Origin of the sequence: Chitinophaga sp. CC14 (genome assembly GCF_048957795.1) — a bacterium.
In the GTDB taxonomy this organism is placed as follows: Bacteria; Bacteroidota; Bacteroidia; order Chitinophagales; family Chitinophagaceae; genus Chitinophaga; species Chitinophaga ginsengisegetis.
Genome location: NZ_JARBFY010000003.1, coordinates 1,711,696 through 1,730,745 on the forward strand (window position 1 = coordinate 1,711,696; position 19,050 = coordinate 1,730,745).

At 43.0% G+C, this 19,050-nt stretch carries 23 protein-coding genes; 8 read left to right on the forward strand and 15 right to left on the reverse strand.

The window, feature by feature from the left end; genetic code table 11:
• Positions 1-70 precede the first annotated feature (70 nt).
• From PV783_RS16910 to PV783_RS16925, 4 genes are all read right to left on the reverse strand, one after another.
• Complete coding sequence (locus PV783_RS16910) at positions 71-1,063, reverse strand: FecR family protein (RefSeq protein ID WP_420988865.1); 993 nt, start codon at positions 1,061-1,063, stop codon at positions 71-73.
• A 57-nt stretch (positions 1,064-1,120) separates the two neighbouring features.
• On the reverse strand, positions 1,121-1,702 hold the full coding sequence (locus PV783_RS16915) for an RNA polymerase sigma-70 factor (RefSeq protein WP_420988866.1): 582 nt from the start codon (positions 1,700-1,702) through the stop codon (positions 1,121-1,123).
• 113 nt (positions 1,703-1,815) lie between these two features.
• Positions 1,816-2,739 (reverse strand): helix-turn-helix domain-containing protein, encoded by a 924-nt coding sequence (locus tag PV783_RS16920; protein ID WP_420988867.1) that lies wholly within the window; start codon positions 2,737-2,739, stop codon positions 1,816-1,818.
• A gap of 232 nt (positions 2,740-2,971) precedes the next feature.
• The gene (locus tag PV783_RS16925; RefSeq protein ID WP_420988868.1) at positions 2,972-3,871 is read right to left on the reverse strand and encodes an SDR family oxidoreductase; all 900 of its coding nucleotides are present in this window, start codon (positions 3,869-3,871) and stop codon (positions 2,972-2,974) included.
• Positions 3,872-4,090: 219 nt separating this feature from the next.
• Between PV783_RS16925 and PV783_RS16930 the strand changes: the two genes are divergently transcribed.
• Positions 4,091-4,546: a MaoC family dehydratase gene (locus PV783_RS16930; RefSeq protein ID WP_079467779.1), complete on the forward strand. Its 456-nt coding sequence runs from the start codon at positions 4,091-4,093 to the stop codon at positions 4,544-4,546.
• Between the two features lie 49 nt (positions 4,547-4,595).
• Positions 4,596-4,856, forward strand: coding sequence for a YgjP-like metallopeptidase domain-containing protein (locus PV783_RS16935; RefSeq protein ID WP_420988869.1), 261 nt, complete (start codon positions 4,596-4,598; stop codon positions 4,854-4,856).
• On the opposite strand, the gene PV783_RS16940 is transcribed toward PV783_RS16935, so the two are convergent.
• The 5 genes from PV783_RS16940 to PV783_RS16960 form a co-directional block, all read right to left on the reverse strand.
• The gene (locus PV783_RS16940) at positions 4,857-6,926 is read right to left on the reverse strand and encodes a GmrSD restriction endonuclease domain-containing protein (protein WP_420988870.1); all 2,070 of its coding nucleotides are present in this window, start codon (positions 6,924-6,926) and stop codon (positions 4,857-4,859) included.
• Positions 6,927-7,653: 727 nt separating this feature from the next.
• Complete coding sequence (locus PV783_RS16945; protein WP_420988871.1) at positions 7,654-7,827, reverse strand: hypothetical protein; 174 nt, start codon at positions 7,825-7,827, stop codon at positions 7,654-7,656.
• 12 nt (positions 7,828-7,839) lie between these two features.
• On the reverse strand, positions 7,840-8,328 hold the full coding sequence (locus PV783_RS16950; protein WP_420988872.1) for a hypothetical protein: 489 nt from the start codon (positions 8,326-8,328) through the stop codon (positions 7,840-7,842).
• Positions 8,329-8,336: 8 nt separating this feature from the next.
• Positions 8,337-8,720, reverse strand: coding sequence for a hypothetical protein (locus PV783_RS16955; RefSeq protein ID WP_420988873.1), 384 nt, complete (start codon positions 8,718-8,720; stop codon positions 8,337-8,339).
• Positions 8,721-8,766: 46 nt separating this feature from the next.
• Positions 8,767-9,885 (reverse strand): hypothetical protein, encoded by a 1,119-nt coding sequence (locus PV783_RS16960; RefSeq protein ID WP_420988874.1) that lies wholly within the window; start codon positions 9,883-9,885, stop codon positions 8,767-8,769.
• A 99-nt stretch (positions 9,886-9,984) separates the two neighbouring features.
• Here PV783_RS16960 and PV783_RS16965 point away from each other — a divergent pair, with 99 nt between their 5' ends.
• The 3 genes from PV783_RS16965 to PV783_RS16975 are packed head-to-tail and all read left to right on the forward strand — an operon-like array spanning position 9,985 to position 11,145.
• Complete coding sequence (locus tag PV783_RS16965; RefSeq protein ID WP_420988875.1) at positions 9,985-10,404, forward strand: hypothetical protein; 420 nt, start codon at positions 9,985-9,987, stop codon at positions 10,402-10,404.
• A gap of 53 nt (positions 10,405-10,457) precedes the next feature.
• The gene (locus PV783_RS16970) at positions 10,458-10,784 is read left to right on the forward strand and encodes a hypothetical protein (RefSeq protein WP_420988876.1); all 327 of its coding nucleotides are present in this window, start codon (positions 10,458-10,460) and stop codon (positions 10,782-10,784) included.
• A gap of 10 nt (positions 10,785-10,794) precedes the next feature.
• A complete protein-coding gene (locus PV783_RS16975) occupies positions 10,795-11,145 on the forward strand; it encodes a hypothetical protein (RefSeq protein ID WP_420988877.1) in 351 nt (116 codons plus the stop codon).
• A 5-nt stretch (positions 11,146-11,150) separates the two neighbouring features.
• Here the strand turns inward: PV783_RS16975 and PV783_RS16980 are convergent, their stop codons facing one another.
• Both PV783_RS16980 and PV783_RS16985 read right to left on the reverse strand, forming a co-directional pair.
• On the reverse strand, positions 11,151-11,417 hold the full coding sequence (locus tag PV783_RS16980; protein WP_420988878.1) for a hypothetical protein: 267 nt from the start codon (positions 11,415-11,417) through the stop codon (positions 11,151-11,153).
• A 36-nt stretch (positions 11,418-11,453) separates the two neighbouring features.
• The gene (locus tag PV783_RS16985; protein ID WP_420988879.1) at positions 11,454-11,912 is read right to left on the reverse strand and encodes a hypothetical protein; all 459 of its coding nucleotides are present in this window, start codon (positions 11,910-11,912) and stop codon (positions 11,454-11,456) included.
• Positions 11,913-12,068: 156 nt separating this feature from the next.
• Between PV783_RS16985 and PV783_RS16990 the strand changes: the two genes are divergently transcribed.
• Both PV783_RS16990 and PV783_RS16995 read left to right on the forward strand, forming a co-directional pair.
• Positions 12,069-12,869: a hypothetical protein gene (locus PV783_RS16990; protein ID WP_420988880.1), complete on the forward strand. Its 801-nt coding sequence runs from the start codon at positions 12,069-12,071 to the stop codon at positions 12,867-12,869.
• A 35-nt stretch (positions 12,870-12,904) separates the two neighbouring features.
• On the forward strand, positions 12,905-13,189 hold the full coding sequence (locus PV783_RS16995) for a hypothetical protein (RefSeq protein ID WP_420988881.1): 285 nt from the start codon (positions 12,905-12,907) through the stop codon (positions 13,187-13,189).
• Between the two features lie 98 nt (positions 13,190-13,287).
• Here the strand turns inward: PV783_RS16995 and PV783_RS17000 are convergent, their stop codons facing one another.
• The 4 genes from PV783_RS17000 to PV783_RS17015 all read right to left on the reverse strand — a co-directional run bounded on the left by PV783_RS17000 (position 13,288) and on the right by PV783_RS17015 (position 18,241).
• Positions 13,288-14,337: a DUF7638 domain-containing protein gene (locus PV783_RS17000; protein ID WP_420988882.1), complete on the reverse strand. Its 1,050-nt coding sequence runs from the start codon at positions 14,335-14,337 to the stop codon at positions 13,288-13,290.
• A 258-nt stretch (positions 14,338-14,595) separates the two neighbouring features.
• Positions 14,596-16,977 (reverse strand): ABC transporter permease, encoded by a 2,382-nt coding sequence (locus PV783_RS17005; protein WP_420988883.1) that lies wholly within the window; start codon positions 16,975-16,977, stop codon positions 14,596-14,598.
• A gap of 132 nt (positions 16,978-17,109) precedes the next feature.
• Positions 17,110-17,553, reverse strand: coding sequence for a hypothetical protein (locus PV783_RS17010; protein ID WP_420988884.1), 444 nt, complete (start codon positions 17,551-17,553; stop codon positions 17,110-17,112).
• A gap of 319 nt (positions 17,554-17,872) precedes the next feature.
• Positions 17,873-18,241: a hypothetical protein gene (locus tag PV783_RS17015; RefSeq protein WP_420988885.1), complete on the reverse strand. Its 369-nt coding sequence runs from the start codon at positions 18,239-18,241 to the stop codon at positions 17,873-17,875.
• Between the two features lie 270 nt (positions 18,242-18,511).
• On the opposite strand from PV783_RS17015, the gene PV783_RS17020 reads away from it, so the two are divergent.
• Positions 18,512-18,967 carry an SMI1/KNR4 family protein gene (locus PV783_RS17020; protein ID WP_420988886.1) on the forward strand — a complete coding sequence of 152 codons (456 nt, stop codon included), beginning with the start codon at positions 18,512-18,514 and terminating at the stop codon, positions 18,965-18,967.
• Positions 18,968-19,050 lie beyond the last annotated feature (83 nt).

Genomic DNA, 19,050 nt, shown 5'->3' on the forward strand with positions numbered 1-19,050 from the left:
ATTGTATAATAAATACCGGTACTTCCAATACCGGGTGTAAGGTGCCTGCTCTAACAGGCACTTTTTTTATTTAATGGAGTACTGCTATGGTGTGTGTGGTATTCTTCCATTCGCAACGATTACCATTTATGACGCTGATAACTTCCAGCAGCTTTACCGGATCGGCATCATAGCGGATGGTAAGGCTGTAACGGTTGCGTGGAATGCTTGTATTGCCTGCTATTACCTGTAAGCCGTATAATTGTTGCATAGTGGCTGCTACGGCGGCAAAGCTGGCCTGGGTAAATACAATTTTGCCGGATGTCCATTGGCTGATGGCAGCGGTATCTGTTTTGCTGACTGCTGCACGGGATTGCCGCACATCATAATCAACCTGGTCTCCGGGCATTAGTACCGCAACCGGATGGCTGGCCTGCTTAACACTTACTTTACCTGTTTTAACAGCTACCTGGATATTGGCGGTACTACTGTCTACCCGAACGGTGAATGAGGTGCCCAGCACTGTTGTTTGTACTCCCTGGCCGCTGGATACGATAAACGGATGTTGCAGATCGTGTGCTACATCGAAGAATGCCTGTCCCTGTTCCAGGGTTACCTGGCGCTGAGGGGTATTAAATGTTGCAGGATAGTGGAGTACGGAACGTGCGTTTAGCCACACCCGTGAGCTATCGGGTAAAGTAATTGCTTTGATCTCTCCGTTACCGGTGCGGTAGGTGAGCATTTGTACAGGGGCTGCTGACGGCGGTAAAAGATAGTGCAGCAGCGCCGCGCTGCCTGCTGTTAAAAACACTGCGGCAGCGGCACGGATAATCCATTTCCGCCAGGGGCTGCGGGCTTCCGCGGGCTGATCGATTGCCTGCAGGATACGTTGATAACGAACGTCTGCGGGCGTATGCGGCTGACCACCAGCTTCCGGCATATCAGAAAAGTCCACCGTATCCAGGGCCGCTTCTGCGCCTGCTGTGGCAAGGTATAACCGGAGCAACATCATTTCCTGTTCGGTAATGGTTTGCTGCTTTTGCTTTAAGAGTAACGTTTTTAATAATTCAGTTGGAACCGGCATAGGGAGGTACTTTTAACAGAAGTACCCCAAAGCGCAGCTAAAGTAGTACCGGTAACATTAATTTAACATTGGCGGAAGCATGATTAGCGCCAGTGAACAGGCATACGGGGTAACGGTGGTACGCAGGTGCTGGATGGCTAAGCTGATCTGTTTTTTAACGGTGAACACCGAAATGCCCAGTTCATCTGCGATCTGCTGGTAGCTCAGGTGCTGCTCACGGTTCATAAGGAATATCTTTTTACGTGCAGGCGGAAGCGTTTGAATTACCTGTCGGATATATTCTTCTATTTCATCAAAGTAAAGTTGTTCAAGAGGGTTCTGCTGGGTAGCCGCCAGATCAGGCAGTGTGCTAATATCGGCCTGGAATACATGCCTGCGAAGGGATTTAAGCGCTTTATTGCGGCATACTTTTATTAACCAGCCGGAAATATCCGGGCCTTCAATACCCAACCGGTTTTCCCAAAGACTGATGAACACATCCTGTACAACTTCTTCCGCATCTTGGCGGGTGGCACATATTTTAGCGGCGTAGGCCATCAGGCGGGCGTCGTAAACGGTGAAGATCTCATTGAAAGCCCATGTTTCTCCGTTCCGGAAGGCTAATAATAAGGAGGCAGTAATAGAAGGCGCTGCTTGCATGTAAGCCGGTTGATTTTAGGCTAAAGTAATCGCTTTATATTATCAAAGCGTTAAGGAAGTATGTTCATGCATGCAATGTTGTTCCGCGCCGGCCACCACCGCCCGTTCATAACTTAATTAAACGACTGCCTGAACTCCATTGGCGAAAGATTTGTTTTGGTTTTAAACAGTTTGCTGAACGACTGTAGATGCTCAAACCCCAGTTCATATGCAATCTCGCTTATCGAAAGATTCGTAGTGGAAAGCTTCTCTTTGGCCAGTTCAATCAGTTTGTTGTGCAAATGCTGTTGGGTACTCTGGCCGGTCAGAGATTTAAGTAAGCTGCTCAGGTAACCTGGTGAAATATTTAAAGTTTCGGCGATGAACGTAACGCTCGGCAAGCCCTTTTGGGCCAATGCACCGCTGCTGAAATACGCAGATAAAAAATCCTCCAGGCGTGTCAGCAGTTCGTGGCTGGCGATTTTACGGGTAACGAACTGGCGTTGGTAAAACCTCTCCGAATAGGTAAGGAGGAGTTCCAGTTGAGCAATGATCACGCTCTGACTGAAGCGGTCTATGTTCGCATTGTATTCCTGTTCAATCTGGCGGGTAATGGCAGTGATCATAGCCTCTTCCTTATCTGAAAGATAAAGTGCCTCATATACTGAATAACTAAAGAACTCATAGTGCTTGATGTTTTTTGCCAGCGGGGTATTCCATAAAAAATCCGGGTGAATAAGGATCATCCAGCCTTCGGGCCGTTTCACCTCACTATTGTGCGGTAGGTCAATACCGAATAACTGACCGGGCGACATAAAGAACAACACCCCTTCGTCGAAGTCGCTTGCCTGCTGCCCATACTTAAACCTGGCATGTTGCATTTTTTTTAGTGAGATGGAATAAAAGTCGTAGATCAGGCTGAAAGGAATATCGGAGATGGGCTGCTGAATGTCATCCAGATGAACCACGCTGATCAACGGATGCGCAGGGTTAGGCAACCCTACGGCCCGGTGATATTCGGTGATGGTATTGAAACGGAAAATCTTTTGGTTGTTCATCTTTATTAAAGTTAATTACTTCCGTGATAAGCCACCGTAATTTCTTTGGAGAAATCGGCCAGGAACCTGGTTATCGGAGACGGAGACGATAACAGGTTCCTGGCGCCCAAGGCTTCAATAGCCACCTGTTTTTTGGGATCGCTACTGACTACGGTTACATGATGACCCTGGGCAACCAGTGCTGCCGTAAGTGGTTTGCTGACGTTACCTGAGGAACCGTTTACGATAATCTTTATAGTTGCTGACCGGTATAAATTCCGTTATCAATATCTGAAAGCAGTGTTGAATGCATAGGGCGCCAGTTCAAACGCTCCTGTGTCAGTTTACTGGATGCGGGGCAATCGATGGCCGCCATATGCGAAAACCAGCCGAAATGTTCAGCGGCGGCTTCAGGTGCTATTGATTTTACCGGGATATTGAGTTGTTTGCCGATGGCTTCAGCAATAGCCCTAACGGTAACCCCTTCTTCGGCGGCGGCGTGATAGCGGGCGCCGGCCTCTGCATTTTCCAGGGCGAGGCGGAACAGGTGGGCGGCATCCAACCGGTGTACGGCATTCCACCGGTTAAGCCCTTCGCCGATATAAGCGGAAAAGCCTTTTTCACGGGCGGTATTAACTAATATAGGAATGAATCCATGCTTATCACCATCACCATGTACGGAGGGCGACAAACGGACAGACGCAGCACGTACGCCCAATCCGCACACGGTATCTGCTGCCTGTTCCGAAGCACGCGGCCAGGCTGGGTTAAAAGAGGGAATGATATCTTCTGTAGCCAGTTTCCCCGGGCTTACCAGTGCCGTACCGGAGGTAACGATCAATGGGCGGTCGGAACCGGCCAATACTTCGCCGATAGTTTCTATGGCTTTCCTGTCAACTTCGCAAACCTCCGGGAATCGGGTAAAGTCATGAATAAATCCGGCATGGATAACACCATTGGTTTCTGCGGCGCCCGCCCGTAAACTATCCAGGTCTTCCAGGTCGCCACGGAGCACTTCTGCACCTGCTTTCGCCAGTTTTTCAGCGGAGGCATCTGACCGGGCCAGGCCAAGCACCTGGTGACCAGCGTTTATCAATTCCTGCACAACGGCAGTACCAACGAAGCCTGTGGCTCCTGTAACAAATACACGCATAATGTTCTTCTTTTGCAGTAGCAAAGATCACATACCTGTATTAAACCGGTTTATCCAAATCAGCTTTTGATTTAGCCGAATCTGTTATGTATACCGAAAGAGGCGTTTCAGGATTCTCAAAGAAAGATGTACATTACAACCGTATAATAAATTGAAGCAATGGCAAAAAAAACATTGCCTGGGCGCTTGTATCTATAAATAATAATAAAAGAAAGAATTATGGTAATTGTAACCAGTTTCGCAGAATATCAAGCGTATGAGGGTAAAGAAATAGGTAGCTCTGAATGGCATAAAATAGACCAGGAGCAGATCAACAAATTTGCGGATGCAACCCTGGATCATCAATGGATCCATTGCAATGAGGAAAGAGCAAAAAGTGAAGGGCCTTTCAAAACGACTATTGCTCATGGTTATCTGACGTTGGCGTTAATTCCTTATTTGTGGAAGCAAATTGCAGACATCCGGAATGTTAAAATGGAAATAAACTACGGTATAGAGCGATTTAAGTTTGGTCAGGCAGTGTTTGTGAACGATGAAGTACAATTAAAAGCGAAACTCAATTCCATCGTCGATTTAAGAGGAGTTACCAAAGTGGTAATCGGTGCTACGCTTAGTATTAAAGGGAAGGCGAAGCCGGCTTATACAGGAGATGTGGTATTTTTATACCATTTTTGAGGCAGTTTCAATACTGCCTCTATTCGAATCACAAAAATAGAAAGACGCAATGGCCCCACTGATAAAACAAATTAAGACTAAGTGGGGTAGCTGCAACACCGATAAAAAAAGCATCCTGCTCAATCTCGAACTGGCCAAGAAACCACTTATCTGTCTTGAGTACATCATCGTGCATGAACTGGTACACCTGCTGGAGCGGCATCATAATGAACGCTTCCTGGCACTGATGAACAGGTATATGCCCCAATGGAAATTCCATTGGGAAGAACTCAACAGGCTACCGGTCAGTCACGGGGAGTGGGGGTATTGATCAATACAAATCCTGATAATCCAACGCCTGCTGTATGAAGCCTATGGCTTTGGGAATATCCGCTGGAGATGAAACTCTGAATTCAACATCTCCGTTACCCCAGCGCCCCAGATCGGTAATATCTTTACAAAGATTTTCCGGGTCAATTAGTTCGGAAAATGGCATGTTGAAAGATAACCGTAGTGAAGTTTTCTGAGGGACGACGTCTACAAAATTGGTTGATGTCTTGTAGGCGATATAGAGTTTTTTAAATTCTTCTTTTACCGCCTCATCTAAATTCAAAATACTTTTTCTCAGTTCGTTAAAAAGCAGCAGTGTCTCATCAGTCAGATACTCATAATGATCCAGGCTGTATTCATTAGAACCAGCTCGCTCTCTTTCGGCATACTTCGTTAATTCTTCTGCGGTAATACCAGGATATTTCCAGATCATGGATGCTGTTTCCGCTAGTTGTTCTGCGCGTTTTTGGATATGGTAATCATTCCACTCATCTACGCTCCTGAGATATTGATTAAGATTGAGAGGTGAATGGTTGAATCCCCCTTCGATAGTCTTCTTCTTTTGAAATGAATGATCACTGAGCTCAGAATTATAACCAGTCAATGTCAGGTTCCCAAGGGTATGAAGCCAGGTGTTTTGTATATCCTTCCAATTTTCGCCGAGCATTTGCTGCCATTCCAAGCTGAGGTCTTCGTTCTGCGGTATAATGTGCTCAGTGGTATATTCGGCAATCGAAACCCATTCCTTTCGTCTGTGGTTTTCCAGTTTACTCAAAAAATAAGTTCTTGAACGGAATTTATACAGGTCTTTTACCTTAATCTCCCGTATAAATTCAGTATCACTTGGGAAGCGCTTGGAACCTGCAAACAATTGCATAGTGGCTGCTAAGCTTTCGAAATAGTTGGATTTATCAATAAATTTATACAGGGTCAGAAATGTTTTGTTCAGACTATTGGTAGGAACTCCGCAAATCGCCCTACGGAACACATAATTTTCTATTAATGCTAATACTTGCTGAAAGATCTCCTTATTAATTATTCCCTGATCATAATCGTTGTAAATCGCCAGCAGAAACGGATAACCAACGTCGATTCGTAATGTGCTGAGATTTTCAAATGCAGCTAACAACTCCTTATCCTTTTCTTTATGGAGAGCCATATTAGCGTAGAACGCAGCATATGTGGTGATTTCGGCTACTAAATCTTCTATTAATAATCCATTTGAATACGTTTTAAACGCGGTATAGACTGAAGTGATATTGGGTATTGTACCTGTTTTGGCAGAGAGATAGTCACGTACAAATCGATCAAAATAAGCCGCGTAATCATTGCCATATCCCTGTTCCATCGGAAACCAATATTTTTCGTAGAGCCTTGTTTGAGTTTTGATTTCCTGACCCATAAGTATATAGTTTCTGATCAGATCCGCCTGAGAAAGATCAAGTCCCGTGGAGTTCATACTTTCAAAGATGAGTTGAGGGTTGTCCTTACCTTTTTCAAGAGTCACGTCCACAACAAACAACTTCATGATACCATTATATAAGGCGTTAACATTTGTTGAATTAATGTTTTCTTTGAAATGCCGATAGTTTTCCAGAATACGCTGGGATGGATTGTCCGGCTGGGGGTGATCATTGAGTAGGCTAATATATGTCTCTTTATCTTTTCGGGTCAGTAATAATTTATAATGCAGCTCTCCTTCTTCTTCTGCATTGAATAAGTAATAGTTGCGAAGTTTAGAATGGTTTGTTTCGATGTCAACATCCTCCGGCTTTTCTTTCAAGAATTCCGACAATGCTAAAATAATTAAGCAAACTGTCGTTATTCTCTGCTGGCCATCAATGATGAGTAGCTGTGGAACACTGGAAGTATTGTAGATACTTTCCTGAAAATAAACTACGGAGCCAACAAAATGGCCTGCATCCGTTTTGTCATTGCCGGTTTTTAATATATCCTGAAATAGCTGTCGGCACTGGGTTAATTGCCAGCTGTAAGTACGTTGGTAGATTGGAATGACAAATTGTTTTGGGCCGTTAATGACGGTTAACAAGTTTGCTGAGGTGGCTTTCATATCTAGGTCCAGTTTTTAATTCATTTTTTATTAAAGAATTCCATTTTAGGAAGGTAATCAGTTTCATTTTTACTTTTGGCGATATAAATCCCAAAATCGCTCTACCTCTTCACATATTGCATCGGCCATATTTTGCATATACTTAACTTGCGTTTCTTCTTCACCATAAGTAAAATGTAATGAGAAGGTTTTTAAATGTACAAGGGTATTTAATCGATACGCCTCAAATCTAAATGTAAGAGATTCTGCATTGTCCAAATCTTCGGGAGTGTCGTACCCCAAATTTTAAAACCCAATTACCATATCCGTTGAATACATATTTTTTTAACTCGTCGAAATCTGTATAGGCCTCTTTAATAGACCTATACATGGCCTGGGATAATGTTTCATTGGGTTGTTTTGCGACAATGACCTCCTTTTTCATAGAAAGTTTATATTCTGAATTAATTGAAGCAGATAATAAGAAAGGATATCCGCAGAAACCCAGTTCTGCAACCAAGTTAAATGGATGACCTAAATGAGGTTTTATAAAAAAGAAGAGGTAAAATTTGAACTAATATATATAAAAGATTATAAAAATGATACATTTTCTGTACTAGATAAGCATCTGTCAAGCTAAATCTGATATCAAAGCCTAATTATCTGATACTGTGATCTCTGGTCCAACTGTTTTATCGTATTGGGCCTAGAAGAAGATGATATACCAGAAGTGTAATTAATTGTTTATTCAATACGCATTTGGTGATACCACAGACCACATATAATACTTCCGGTTTTTCGGGATGGCGTAGTTCCATTCCCAGTCGCCATAGCGACTTGCCGAAAAGGTGTATCTGAAAGGGGCACCACAATACTGCTGTAGTAGCGCGTTAGCGGCGTTGATGTCGGTGATTAATTTCATTGGATGCGGCAATTATAATGATGTGCAGTTCATCCACCAGTGTAAATCGACAGATGAAAAATAGTGATCAAGCTGTTCAAAGTCTGCTGCTTCGTCGCATTCCAGTATATACTCCAGGGCTTTGGGTGCATCGGGATCACTACTGGCTTGCAGGTAGGAGATCGTGGCAGGCACGCCCATAAAAGGAACTAGTTGTATGTCTACGCCGCAGAATGTATCAAAATCGATGTTTTTTGCTTTCCAGATAAGCAGGCAATCTTCAATTTGCCGGTGAAGGGTTACCAGCAGGCAGGCAAACATAATATCTTCAATGCCTGTCTTATCTGGTTGTGCCTTACGCAGGTCTACCAATGAATCAAGCAGCGCAATGGTGAAATCGCGGTGGGGGTAAAGGAGCAGGTAATCGTATACCTGGCGCTTATTGCTAGTCATCCATGCAATGTCGGCAGTGGGAATGTCGTGGTGTTTGTTAAAATGATTTATGATAGTTATCATTTCCATTATCGGTCCTATTTAAAAGGGCGGTTGTTTTCAGGGTCTGGTTCTCTTATTACCTCCGACAGACTTATTACTTTGTCTTTTAGCAGCAAGTCAATCATGGACAAAATAGTGGTGTCCAGATCGGCAGGGATTTCCTTTTTATATTTGCTGGCCACATAATCAACATACTCACTAATCGTTAGCTTTCCTGAAGCACCCAGAAGAACCATCTGCGGCCAGGGATCCAGGGTGATCATTCGGGGAGAATGGCTATCGATGATTGTTATCATGTCGTTGTTAATCCAGTGCCACTTTGCGGTGCGGTAAAAGTACAGATCCTTTAGCGGAGATTTTTTCAACGCCTCAAAGTCTGGAATGATTGGTCTGGATGGTTTAAAGAAATTGAGTATCATAAGTATCGGATGTGTAAAGGTAACCGGATAAAGTGAATTATACTACTTACCAGCCCGGATAATCGGTCGGCCTCTTTTTAATGGTCAGGGTTTCTTTATCCACGTCGTCAAGTAGTTCATCTTTTTCTTCAGTGAAGGGGTCGTACCAGTCTGCTTTTTTCCGGGCCCAGGTAAGCCAGTGGGTTAATTCAGGAGAAACCGGTTCTTTGGCTTTCGCGTTTTCTTCAATGGCCGCTATATAACTGCGCAGGTTACCGGCTTTATGCCAGCGGGTGGCGCCGGATAGGATGTCTTTGAAGGCCGCCAGTTCTTTTTCCTGTCTCCGTTCAAATTCTTGCTGCCGCTGCTGTTCCAGTTCTTTTTCCTGGCGCTGTTTTTCCCATTTTGTATGGCGTTCATTTTTCTCTTTGGCTTTCTCCTTCAGGTAACTGATGATACTGCCAAATTGCTCTTCGAGTTTATGTTTTCCATCGGTCCACTCTTTTTCATAATAGCCATCGATCCGGATATACAGTAGACCTGTAGGTAGATATGCATTTCTTGTCCATGATTTGTCGTTGACCACTGCTCTTTTCATCCTTTCCCGGAAATGTATCTCAAAATCCTGGCTGTCGATTACGGCATAGGTCGAACGATTTCTTACCTGCAGGTCATTTCCTCTAGCGCGTAGTACTTTTATAAAAGTATCAATTAACAGGAGGGTACGATTAATACTTTCTTCTGCTACCCGTATATCAAGGTAATCCCAATTACAGCTTTTAGTACCGATGTATTGGAAACTATCGGCGCGCTGATCAGCCAGTTTTTTCCTGGCGGCAATGACCAGCGGATCCGGATTAGTCAACTTTTCAGGTAGCCTGATACCTGACTGAATCAGGGCTGCTGCTGCTGCTTTCCGGCCGGATAATTTGGGCGTATTTTGATCTTTTGCAGTGAGTGTTACTTCCCCGGAGCCTTGGTAGTCAAGCGGCAGGGGAGTTTGGATAATGGGTTTTCCAAACCGGATTTTCTGCCAGTGCCCATTTGGCGGGAGGGGAACATGTAAGTCCTTGCAGATCTTCCTCAGTGCTGCATCTGAGACATCAAAATGTTTGGAGATTGTTGTCAGTGGCTCGGACCATACTTTATCGTATAGCTGCTGACGGGTAAAAATTTGGGTTTCCATGCACTTAGTTTAGCATCCTTAAATTACTTAAATTGGGAGATGATTTCAATAATAGGGACTGTTGGGTATATGGGAGGGTAACAACATTATTAATGATGTATGGATAAATTTGTAAGGGTAGAAGGGATTGTATCAAAGCATGTTGAGCAATTGTTGATTTCTAGCTTAGGCAAATGGCCTATTTATTCAAATAGCTGTATTCTTTTTATCAATTATTCTGATTTTGATATCCCACTGGGAGCAAGGTTTTTATATCTGGTAGATAATGAGTCCCGTGAAATAATGTATCCCATCCAAGGAGAACTGGTACAGATTACACAATCATTTCTTAAGCCCTTTGATGAAATCCCTCATGGACACAAGACAATTTGCGAAATTAAATTGGATGATCCCTCATTAAAGTTGCTCCAGTCAAAATTGCCGGTGATAAATGCCAGGGGAAGTGCGAGAAAGATGTTTTTACTAGCTACTGGAAAAGAAATAAAAGAAGGTGGAGAGCTGGGTAGCGATTGTTTATAAAATCCTGATATTTACGATTCGTAAACAAGTCGAGAATATAAACGGCGGCACAAATGACATTACCTAAAAAAGGACTGAGAAAAATTACAGTTGGAACGAACAGATATGCCTGGAGCGCAACTGGTAATGATGAAGGCCTGCATCTTTCCGTGATTCCGCTAAAGCAGCAAGACAATTTGTTAACCGCCCGCTTTGACTATCATTCAAGGGTAGCAGGAAGTACTGTTACAGCGGAAGGAGTAGAAATAATGCACTTAAAACAACAACTTGTGATTACTGGTTTAGTTGTCAGACGAGTGATTGTTCATGCTATAAATGAGGGATGGGATCCGCGGAGGAAAGGAATGATCTTGAATTTGGGGAGGATGGAGGTATTTTAAAGAACAAAATATGGGTCTATTTAATACATTAATAGTGGAAATATTATGTCCAGATTGCGAAAGGAAGCATGCAGCCAGGATCCAATTTAAGTTTGGTGATACATGGCAATTTGAATACCGGATGGGAGACGCCATTAAATGGGGAGGCAACGATATCGGAAGTGCGGACCTCAAGAAAGTTAAAGTCTATGGTATCATTGAATCGATGATCTGTCCATTTTGTAATAAGGATAATATTGCTGAAGAGTATGACATTTTTGTTAGGGAGAATGTTATTATAGCTGTTTACCCAATTGAAAATATGAAGGATTATTTAGATGGAAATGGGGAGTATGTACCGCTCAGCCAAGAATGCCAATAACTATCTTATAGACTCCCTAAATATTCTCTGGCAATGGATTCTGCTTTTTCTCTTGCGACTTTTCCATCTGTAAATTTTGTATCGTAATGGTTGGAACTGTCTATGGTTTCTTCATTTTTCTCCATATCATATACAGCCCACCACCAGTAGTTTTTCTCCATCCACTCGGCTCTTAGCATTAATCCGGCCCACTTGGCTGTACAGTCGTCTGAAAGGTCGCCGGTCCAGATAATGGGTTCTTCCGCTAATATTGCTCTTTTACTATCCGTCATGCACCTAAGATAAATAATATTTAAAAATGGAAAGTATTATCGATAGAATCTCACTGCCATGAGTAGTATATTCCATAATGCGAATAGGTCTGAGCCTTTTCGGGCGTGAAACAGTAAAATCTGACCATCTTTACCGGTTATTATCAGTTCATGCCAATCAGACTTTTTAAGTCCACTCGTGAATTTTGCGTTTTCATCCGCAAATTTCTTTGAAGTGAGATGTGCAATGTCCTCAAGCAGTATAGAATAAACGTGGCTATTATTATAGCCGGATAATTGCCGGGTGGAGAGCAATGTCCATTCCTGGCTGGGTTTAGTAAAGAATAGCACTGGTATCTCATTAGGGGAGGTAATAATTTGTCCAGATAAGTATTCTGTCACTTTTAGGGGCAAGTTGTTATAAAAGAAGGAAAAATCAGAAGGCAAATTGTATTGACCAGCTTTCCAGATCAGTCTTTTGTAAATATACTCGTCGGTTTTATTTAGTAAAGTCATAGGTCGGGGTGTTTTTCTCAAAGGAGGTATAAGACACTTTTGTTCATCTTCTGAGAGTATAGGCTACAAATCAGTTTCAGGTATTTTTGACAACCGTGTAAAAGTAAGGAGATTTTTATACATATTATTACCTTTGCTTTTTCTCAAAAGAAATCTATGAGATCTCACATTACGTTTCCCCAAGACCTTACCGAATTTCTTTGCTGGGTGAAAACGACTACCGAATCAGCCTGGAACAAAGTGTCTCCGGAGGATACGATTTACGGAGCCAGGTGGTTGGGCCTGAGTGATCCTGAAATCGACGAACTGGAACTGAAATACGCGATAAAGTTTGGCGACGAACATCGGGTCTTTCTAAAGATACTGCATACCATAGACAAAAATTATCATGATCCTGATGAGGAAGACGAAAGTGATGAAGAAATAGCAAGAAAGAAACAGGATCAGCCTTCTTTTTTCTACAACTGGATAATGGATGCCTCCTGGATTGAGCGAAGGCTCAATTGGCCGTACGAAACTATCTTAGGGGATATATTGGGTGTCAACCGCGTCTGGCTATTATCGTGGGGAGGCCGGCCAGAGACCGATGCAGAGAAAATCCAGGTCTTTTCAGCGTGGTATAATAAGGCGCCCAGGTTACTTCCTGTTACGGCGCATACTTTTTTGATGGCTGATGCGGGCGCCGGTCTTAAGCCGTTGCTATCCGTCTGCGGAGCAGACACCATTGTGATGGCATGGAGCCTGCGTCATTACCTGATGAGGACCTTTGCCAGGGAGCTGGAACTTCAGGAATTGGTCCTTGATGAAGAGGATGGTCAGTACTATGCGCAGATGGTGGAGGGCATACCTGAATTGGACGGTCTAGAGACCATCCGGCAGGAAGATGCGGACATCCCCTATTGGAAAAAAGTGATTAACTACTGGTTGCCGCGCTGGCAGGGTTTTAGGGTGAGCTGAGTTCCTAATGCTCCATCCCAATAAACTATTGACTTATGACTAAAAATACTGCTTATAAATACGCTTACCTGATCGCTTTTATATATGTTGGGGTAGGTACATTCTCGATATTGTCCATGTATCCACATAATTTATTTTATGGTGAGTGGGCAATGTGGGGAGTATTGCTCACGCTACCAGTTAACTTTATAGGTTGCGCTATCTTATACTCCGATCCTGGCCAGCATGCTCTGGTAATACCCGTTCAAATTGTTGTTTTTATTTTGGTAGGATGGCTTCTTTTTAGACTTGTATTTAAAAAGTATATTGCAAAGACATAGACACTCAGTATGCTGAATGTATTGGCCGGGTCTGAGCGGACGGGTTACTGCTTTTTAAGTAAGTTTATAGGTATGTTTCTGCAAATGTCATTTAGATGTTATGGGGTATCGTCTTTGGTTTTAGGAATACTAATAGTAGGGAGTTTTTCTCCCCGCGCTTTTGCAACCTGGTAATGGGACCACCGCTCAATCTCCTGTTCTCCGTAAATGATCATTCTTACCTCAATATCTTTTGTGTCCATGTCTCCTACATACATTTTATTGTGATCCGGCACGTTCTCATAGGTAATCTTCAACCGCTCTTTGTTGCTGGGCGTTGGATCATTTATGTATTGGGTATATGCCTGCCTGCAAAGCTGAATGCTGGTGGGCTCTCCATTTAGTTTTCCAACAATGTCCCGGATTTCCAGTCGCTTTTGGTTAATATCTGCCGTGTATTCGGCCTGCTTAATTGTAAAACTTCCAAGTCCGTAAATATGAACCCTGGAAAGAGCAGGTACCTCCGTGACAATGATTTTTTTAGCGATCAGTTCTTCCAACTCCTGTAAGGTCAGCTCCACTGTTTCTTCCAGGCGGGATAGGCGAAGAGTCTGGTCTGAAAAAATATTCACCTGGGTCAGGTGGTATTCCTCTTTTACTTTGTAAAACAGGTTTAGACTCTTACCATCTATTTTATCGGGGAATATATCATCCGGTGTTCTTTTATGCTCTCTGTATACGGAGCTGCTACCGTCTTCACCAATGTTAACCCCATTAATTTTCTTTTCACTGTATTGATATATATTTTCCAGTTTAGGATTTAATTTTTTTACCAGTGACAGCACATAGTCAATAAAGCTCTCGGGGGTAAAAATCCAGGCGCCATCTGTGATTGTCCAGGCTCCCAGGCTATGGATGGAAATTTCCTCATTGTCGGGAATGTTTAATCTTACCCAACCTCTTCTTACATCTTTTTTGAAATGTTCAAAGTCTTCAAAATTCCAACAGTTCACCCTGCCATCTTCATACACATCAAGATCAACAAAAAAATAGCTGCCATTTCGGATAATAGCGGGAATGGAAAAACCTTCCACTGTCTTTTGCCTGTATACTTTTGTGGTAGGGTTAATCATCATTTTGTTAGCTTTTTTCAGAAAATTAAAGTTCATTTTTTATTTTATCTATATGCCAGGGAAAGGTAAGTAAAGTATTTAAGGAAGAGAACAGTATATTAGGCAGCGGCTGAGTTTTGTGATCAGCTATTACATTAATGTGAGGTCGGGACTTTCTTCGGCTTTTGGCGTCAGCTCTTCGTACTGCATGTACTCAAGTCACAATAGGTATCAGGTTCAATAGCAATGAAGGGCTCAGCGTCTCATCCCCTTTATTCTTCTTATTTCCTGAGACTACCTTATAACATCGCCAATTTATTCTGAGCTGAGGCTTTTGGCCGGGTTCATAAAGGCTGCTTTTACTGACTGGAAACTAACTGTCAATATTGTGATCAGCAAGGCGCTGATCCCTGTGACTGCAAAGATCCACCAGGGAATACTACTGCGATATTCGTAGTTTTCCAGCCAACGCTGCATGAAAAGCCACGCCAGTGGCGCCGCAATAATAAAGGCGATCATCACCAGCAGCACAAATTCTTTGGATAATAACTGCCAGATATTGAATACGGAAGCTCCCAATATCTTGCGCACGCCGATCTCCTTGGTACGTCGCTCGGCCATAAACAACGCCATGCCAAACAACCCCAGGCAGCTGATTAGGATGGCCAGGACAGCAAAGACACCGGCGAGCGTACCTACACGCACCTCTTCGTCAAATTTGTGGGCATAATCCTGGTCTGCAAATTGGTATGTAAAGGGCTGGGAGGCGCTGTACCTGCCAAATACGGCCGCAATTTTGTCCAGGGCTTTTTGGGGATTGACAGCAGGGCTAATTTTCAGAACAGCATATTCATTATGATCTTTACGCACACAATAAAGAGAAGGCCGTATGGAAGCATAAGGTGATTCCATGAGCATGTCCCTGATCACGCCGATTATTTTTAATGGCTCTCCATCCCATTTGATGATTTTTCCTACCGGATCTTTCATGCCCATGAGCCTTACAGCACTTTCATTGATTACAAAAGCCGCCGAGTCACTGGCAAATTCCCTTGAAAAGTCTCGTCCGGCAACAAATTGCCAACCTACTGTCCTTCCATATTCATGAGATACCCCGGTATTGGGAATGTCTACTACCATATTGGGATCTTTGCCTTCCCATGTAATGTCCCCATTTGTGGACCAGACACTGGTGACCGGGCCACTGGATGTGGCCATTTCGATAATTGCCCCCGCATTTTTCAGTTCCTCCCGTATCACATCGGCATGCTGCGGAATTTCCATGGTCATAAGCTGCGTCATAACCAGTCCATTATTGTCGTAACCCAGGGGGCGTTGCCTGGCAAACTGGATCTGTCTGAACACCACCAGGGTGCCGATAATCAGGATCACGGAAACGCTGAATTGTATCACTACCATTACCTTACGGGGGATTGCCGCAGAACGGCCTACCCTGAAAGTACCTTTCAATACTTTCACCGGCCTGAATGCCGACAGGTAAAGGGCCGGGTAACTACCGGCCATCAAACCTGTGATAAGGCTAAAGCCCAGTCCCGTAATCCAGAATATAGGCTGTGTCCAGGGAATGCTGATTTTTTTATCTGCCAGCTCATTAAAGGCGGGAAGCATAAATAGTACTAAAATTATACACACAATAGATGCGATGGCCGTCACTAAGAGGGATTCACAAAAGAACTGGCTGACGAGCTGCATTCGGAACGAGCCGATAGCTTTACGGATACCCACTTCCTTTGCACGTGTTTCAGAGCGTGCAGTACTGAGGTTCATAAAATTGATACAGGCCAGCAGTAATACAAATATGCCAATGATCCCAAACAGCCAGACAAATTCGATACGTCCTCCTACCGGCACCCCACCATGGAAATCGGCATGCAAATGCCACTTTTTCATGGGATAGAGGAACATGCGGGGATCAAACTTCTTGCTGACAGCATCAGTATGTAATAATTTGATATCCCTGATCCTGGCGGAGGCTTGCTCCATATTTACGTTATCTGCCATTTGTACCAATACCTGGAAGGAATTATTGCCCCAGGGTTCCTGATCGCGCATCCATGGCGTATTGGCGACCAGCAGGTCCCAGGGTGCAATAAAGTCCATATTTGCAAAAGAACAGTTGCGTGGAAGGTCCTGGTAAACACCTGTCACTTTTACGGTCATCTGGTTATCGATCTTTATGATTTTATCCACCGGGTCGGCATTACCGAAGAAGGTCTTTGCCAGTGATGCAGACAGGAGAATGGAATTGGGGTCCTTTAGATCGGTATGTGAGCCTCTGAGCATTTTAAGATCGAGCATTTGCGGGAATGCTGATTCAGCGAAGTTACCTGCTTTGACCAGCTTATCCTCCCCAACAGACAGGATATGGCTGCCTGTCCAGGTGGACATCAGTACATGTTTGAAGTTACTACCATAGCTCTCACGGATTGCTTTGGCCGTTGGCGCAGGCATGTTATACCAGGTGACAATTTGCCCATTAAAATCCATGTTCTGCATCACCCGGGCAATGCGGTTATGATTTTTAAAATTACTGTCATAGGTCAGCTCGTCCCAGATCCACAGGCCGATCAGTAAAGCGATGGCCATACCTACAGCGAGCCCTGTTATGTTGATAACAGAATGCACCTTATTTTTAATAAGATTACGGAAAGCGGTCTTAATATAATTGCTGAACATACCCGGACATTTGGTAGTACTGTAAGCTAAGAAAATGCCGGATACTATCTTATTGTTAATCAGTTATCAGGAAGTGATATAGTGTCCGGATTTAGGAAAGATATGTCCGGTTTTGGACACTCCTTATAACAGTTATATAAAAATGGCATGTACCTTTTTCATTTCCCAGGTTCCGGTAGCTATTTCCAAGTAGTCGCCATCCGGGTGAGCATGTTCTCTTCCGATAAGTTCCCAATCGCCGGAATAGGTTTCGCTTACCGGATCATAATGGCCATAGTAGCTTAGGTCCGGCTTTTTAAGCTGTGAACGGGGAACTACCTGGTTGTCACCGTTAATAGTAAAGAATTGGTTATATTCTTTTGTAAAGCTGATAAAATCTTCTTCTGTAAAGCCTTTAATAACTGCCGGGTTATTTAGGCTGATAGGACTATCTATATCAAGACAAGTTCCCTGGAAATTATTGTCGCCGATGTCAGTGAGAGATAATTCAAATGCCACTTTACTGCCCAACCATTTTTCTCCGTATTCCGGACCGTAAACATAATGTCCCCGCCATTGGCCGGTGATGGAAATCATAAGTATAAAGATTTTATATGGATCTAAGGTATAACAAAGAAAACCATACAGTATAATAAAAACTGATATTTTAATATTAATCTACTGACTGAAAACCATTAAAAGACAAGTAATTCCATTGTGGAAAGCATTAACAGGAAAGATTGTTAACTATGAATTATACTGATAAATAGAACTGTTACAGCCGGAGGCCTGGAAGTAATCGCTTTATGCCAATAGCTGGTGATAACCGCTTATATTGGCCGGTAGGTGATCTTATATGCGCTGAGTGTAGGGGAGGCCGAAAGTAAAGGGAGGCATTTTGCCCATGCCCGTGCATTTAAAACTTTTCAGTAAGTATTGCCCAGTTTTTTGCCAGAAACAGTTTCTCCTGGTACGGTGTCTGCTCATTACCGGTATAATACCACTGCCGGTACTCATAGAGATGATTGTGCTCATCATAGACCTGCTCCATCATTAATCGCCAGCTTTCATCATAATGGATAATACTGGAGCTGTGTATCTGTAATTCTACGAATATGGTAGTTTGTATGGTATTTGAACCGAGATATTCTTCTACATGAAATGGCATCATGGCGCCATAGTTTTCATGATGATAACTCATTAACCGGGAATCTTTTTTTTCTGCCTTAACATAAATAACCAGGTCTAAATTACCATTGGTATAGGATTCAATGACCTTTCCCACAAAAGCAACTTTTTGCGCCTTCTCCTTAAAATACAGGGGCCTTCTAAGTGCCGCCTCTGCAGGGAGGGCATTTATTGGTTCAAACGGTGATCCCGAGTAATACATATCTATTCTTAGTTTGGGATAGTAAAGCATTAAAAATGTCACCACGGACATACATTACAAATGTAGCGAGTTGCTTCCTGTTTTTCAAATCCGCTACTGATACAGATAACGCCGGAAAACACTAATTTACTTTCCAAAAAGTACTCAGAAAAAAATACTTTCATTATGGTTGACCAGGTGGCACAAGAAGTGATAAAACATTGGATATCCATTGGAACAGAGCCGCTTGAAGGCGCTAATGCGTCAACTATAGCAGCAACTGAGGCTTACTTTGACATTAGTTTAGGTGGAGAGTTACTTGATTTTTACTCCAGTGTAAACGGAATATTTGATGAGGATGATAATGGCTTCGCCTTTTATTCATTACAGAAATGGAGGGCCCATACAGCTGTTTTTAAGAGTGATGCACTTGATTTTTTTGATCAGAGAAAGGTTTGCATCATTTTTGTCGATTATCTGCAGGCATCCTGGTATTATGCGTTACTTTTTGATAGAAATACGGATAAATATACAATAGGAATTCTTCCACATCAAGCGTTGTTTATTCCTATTACAGATTCATTTAACGAGTTTCTGAAGTGGTATCTGAAAGACGATGAGATGCTGTATAATGTAAGCTGATTTTATTCAAGTTCCGGTTTTTGCAAATCCTGTTCATCCAAATCTCACCATTATATCTTCCATGCGATCAAGATATCATGACG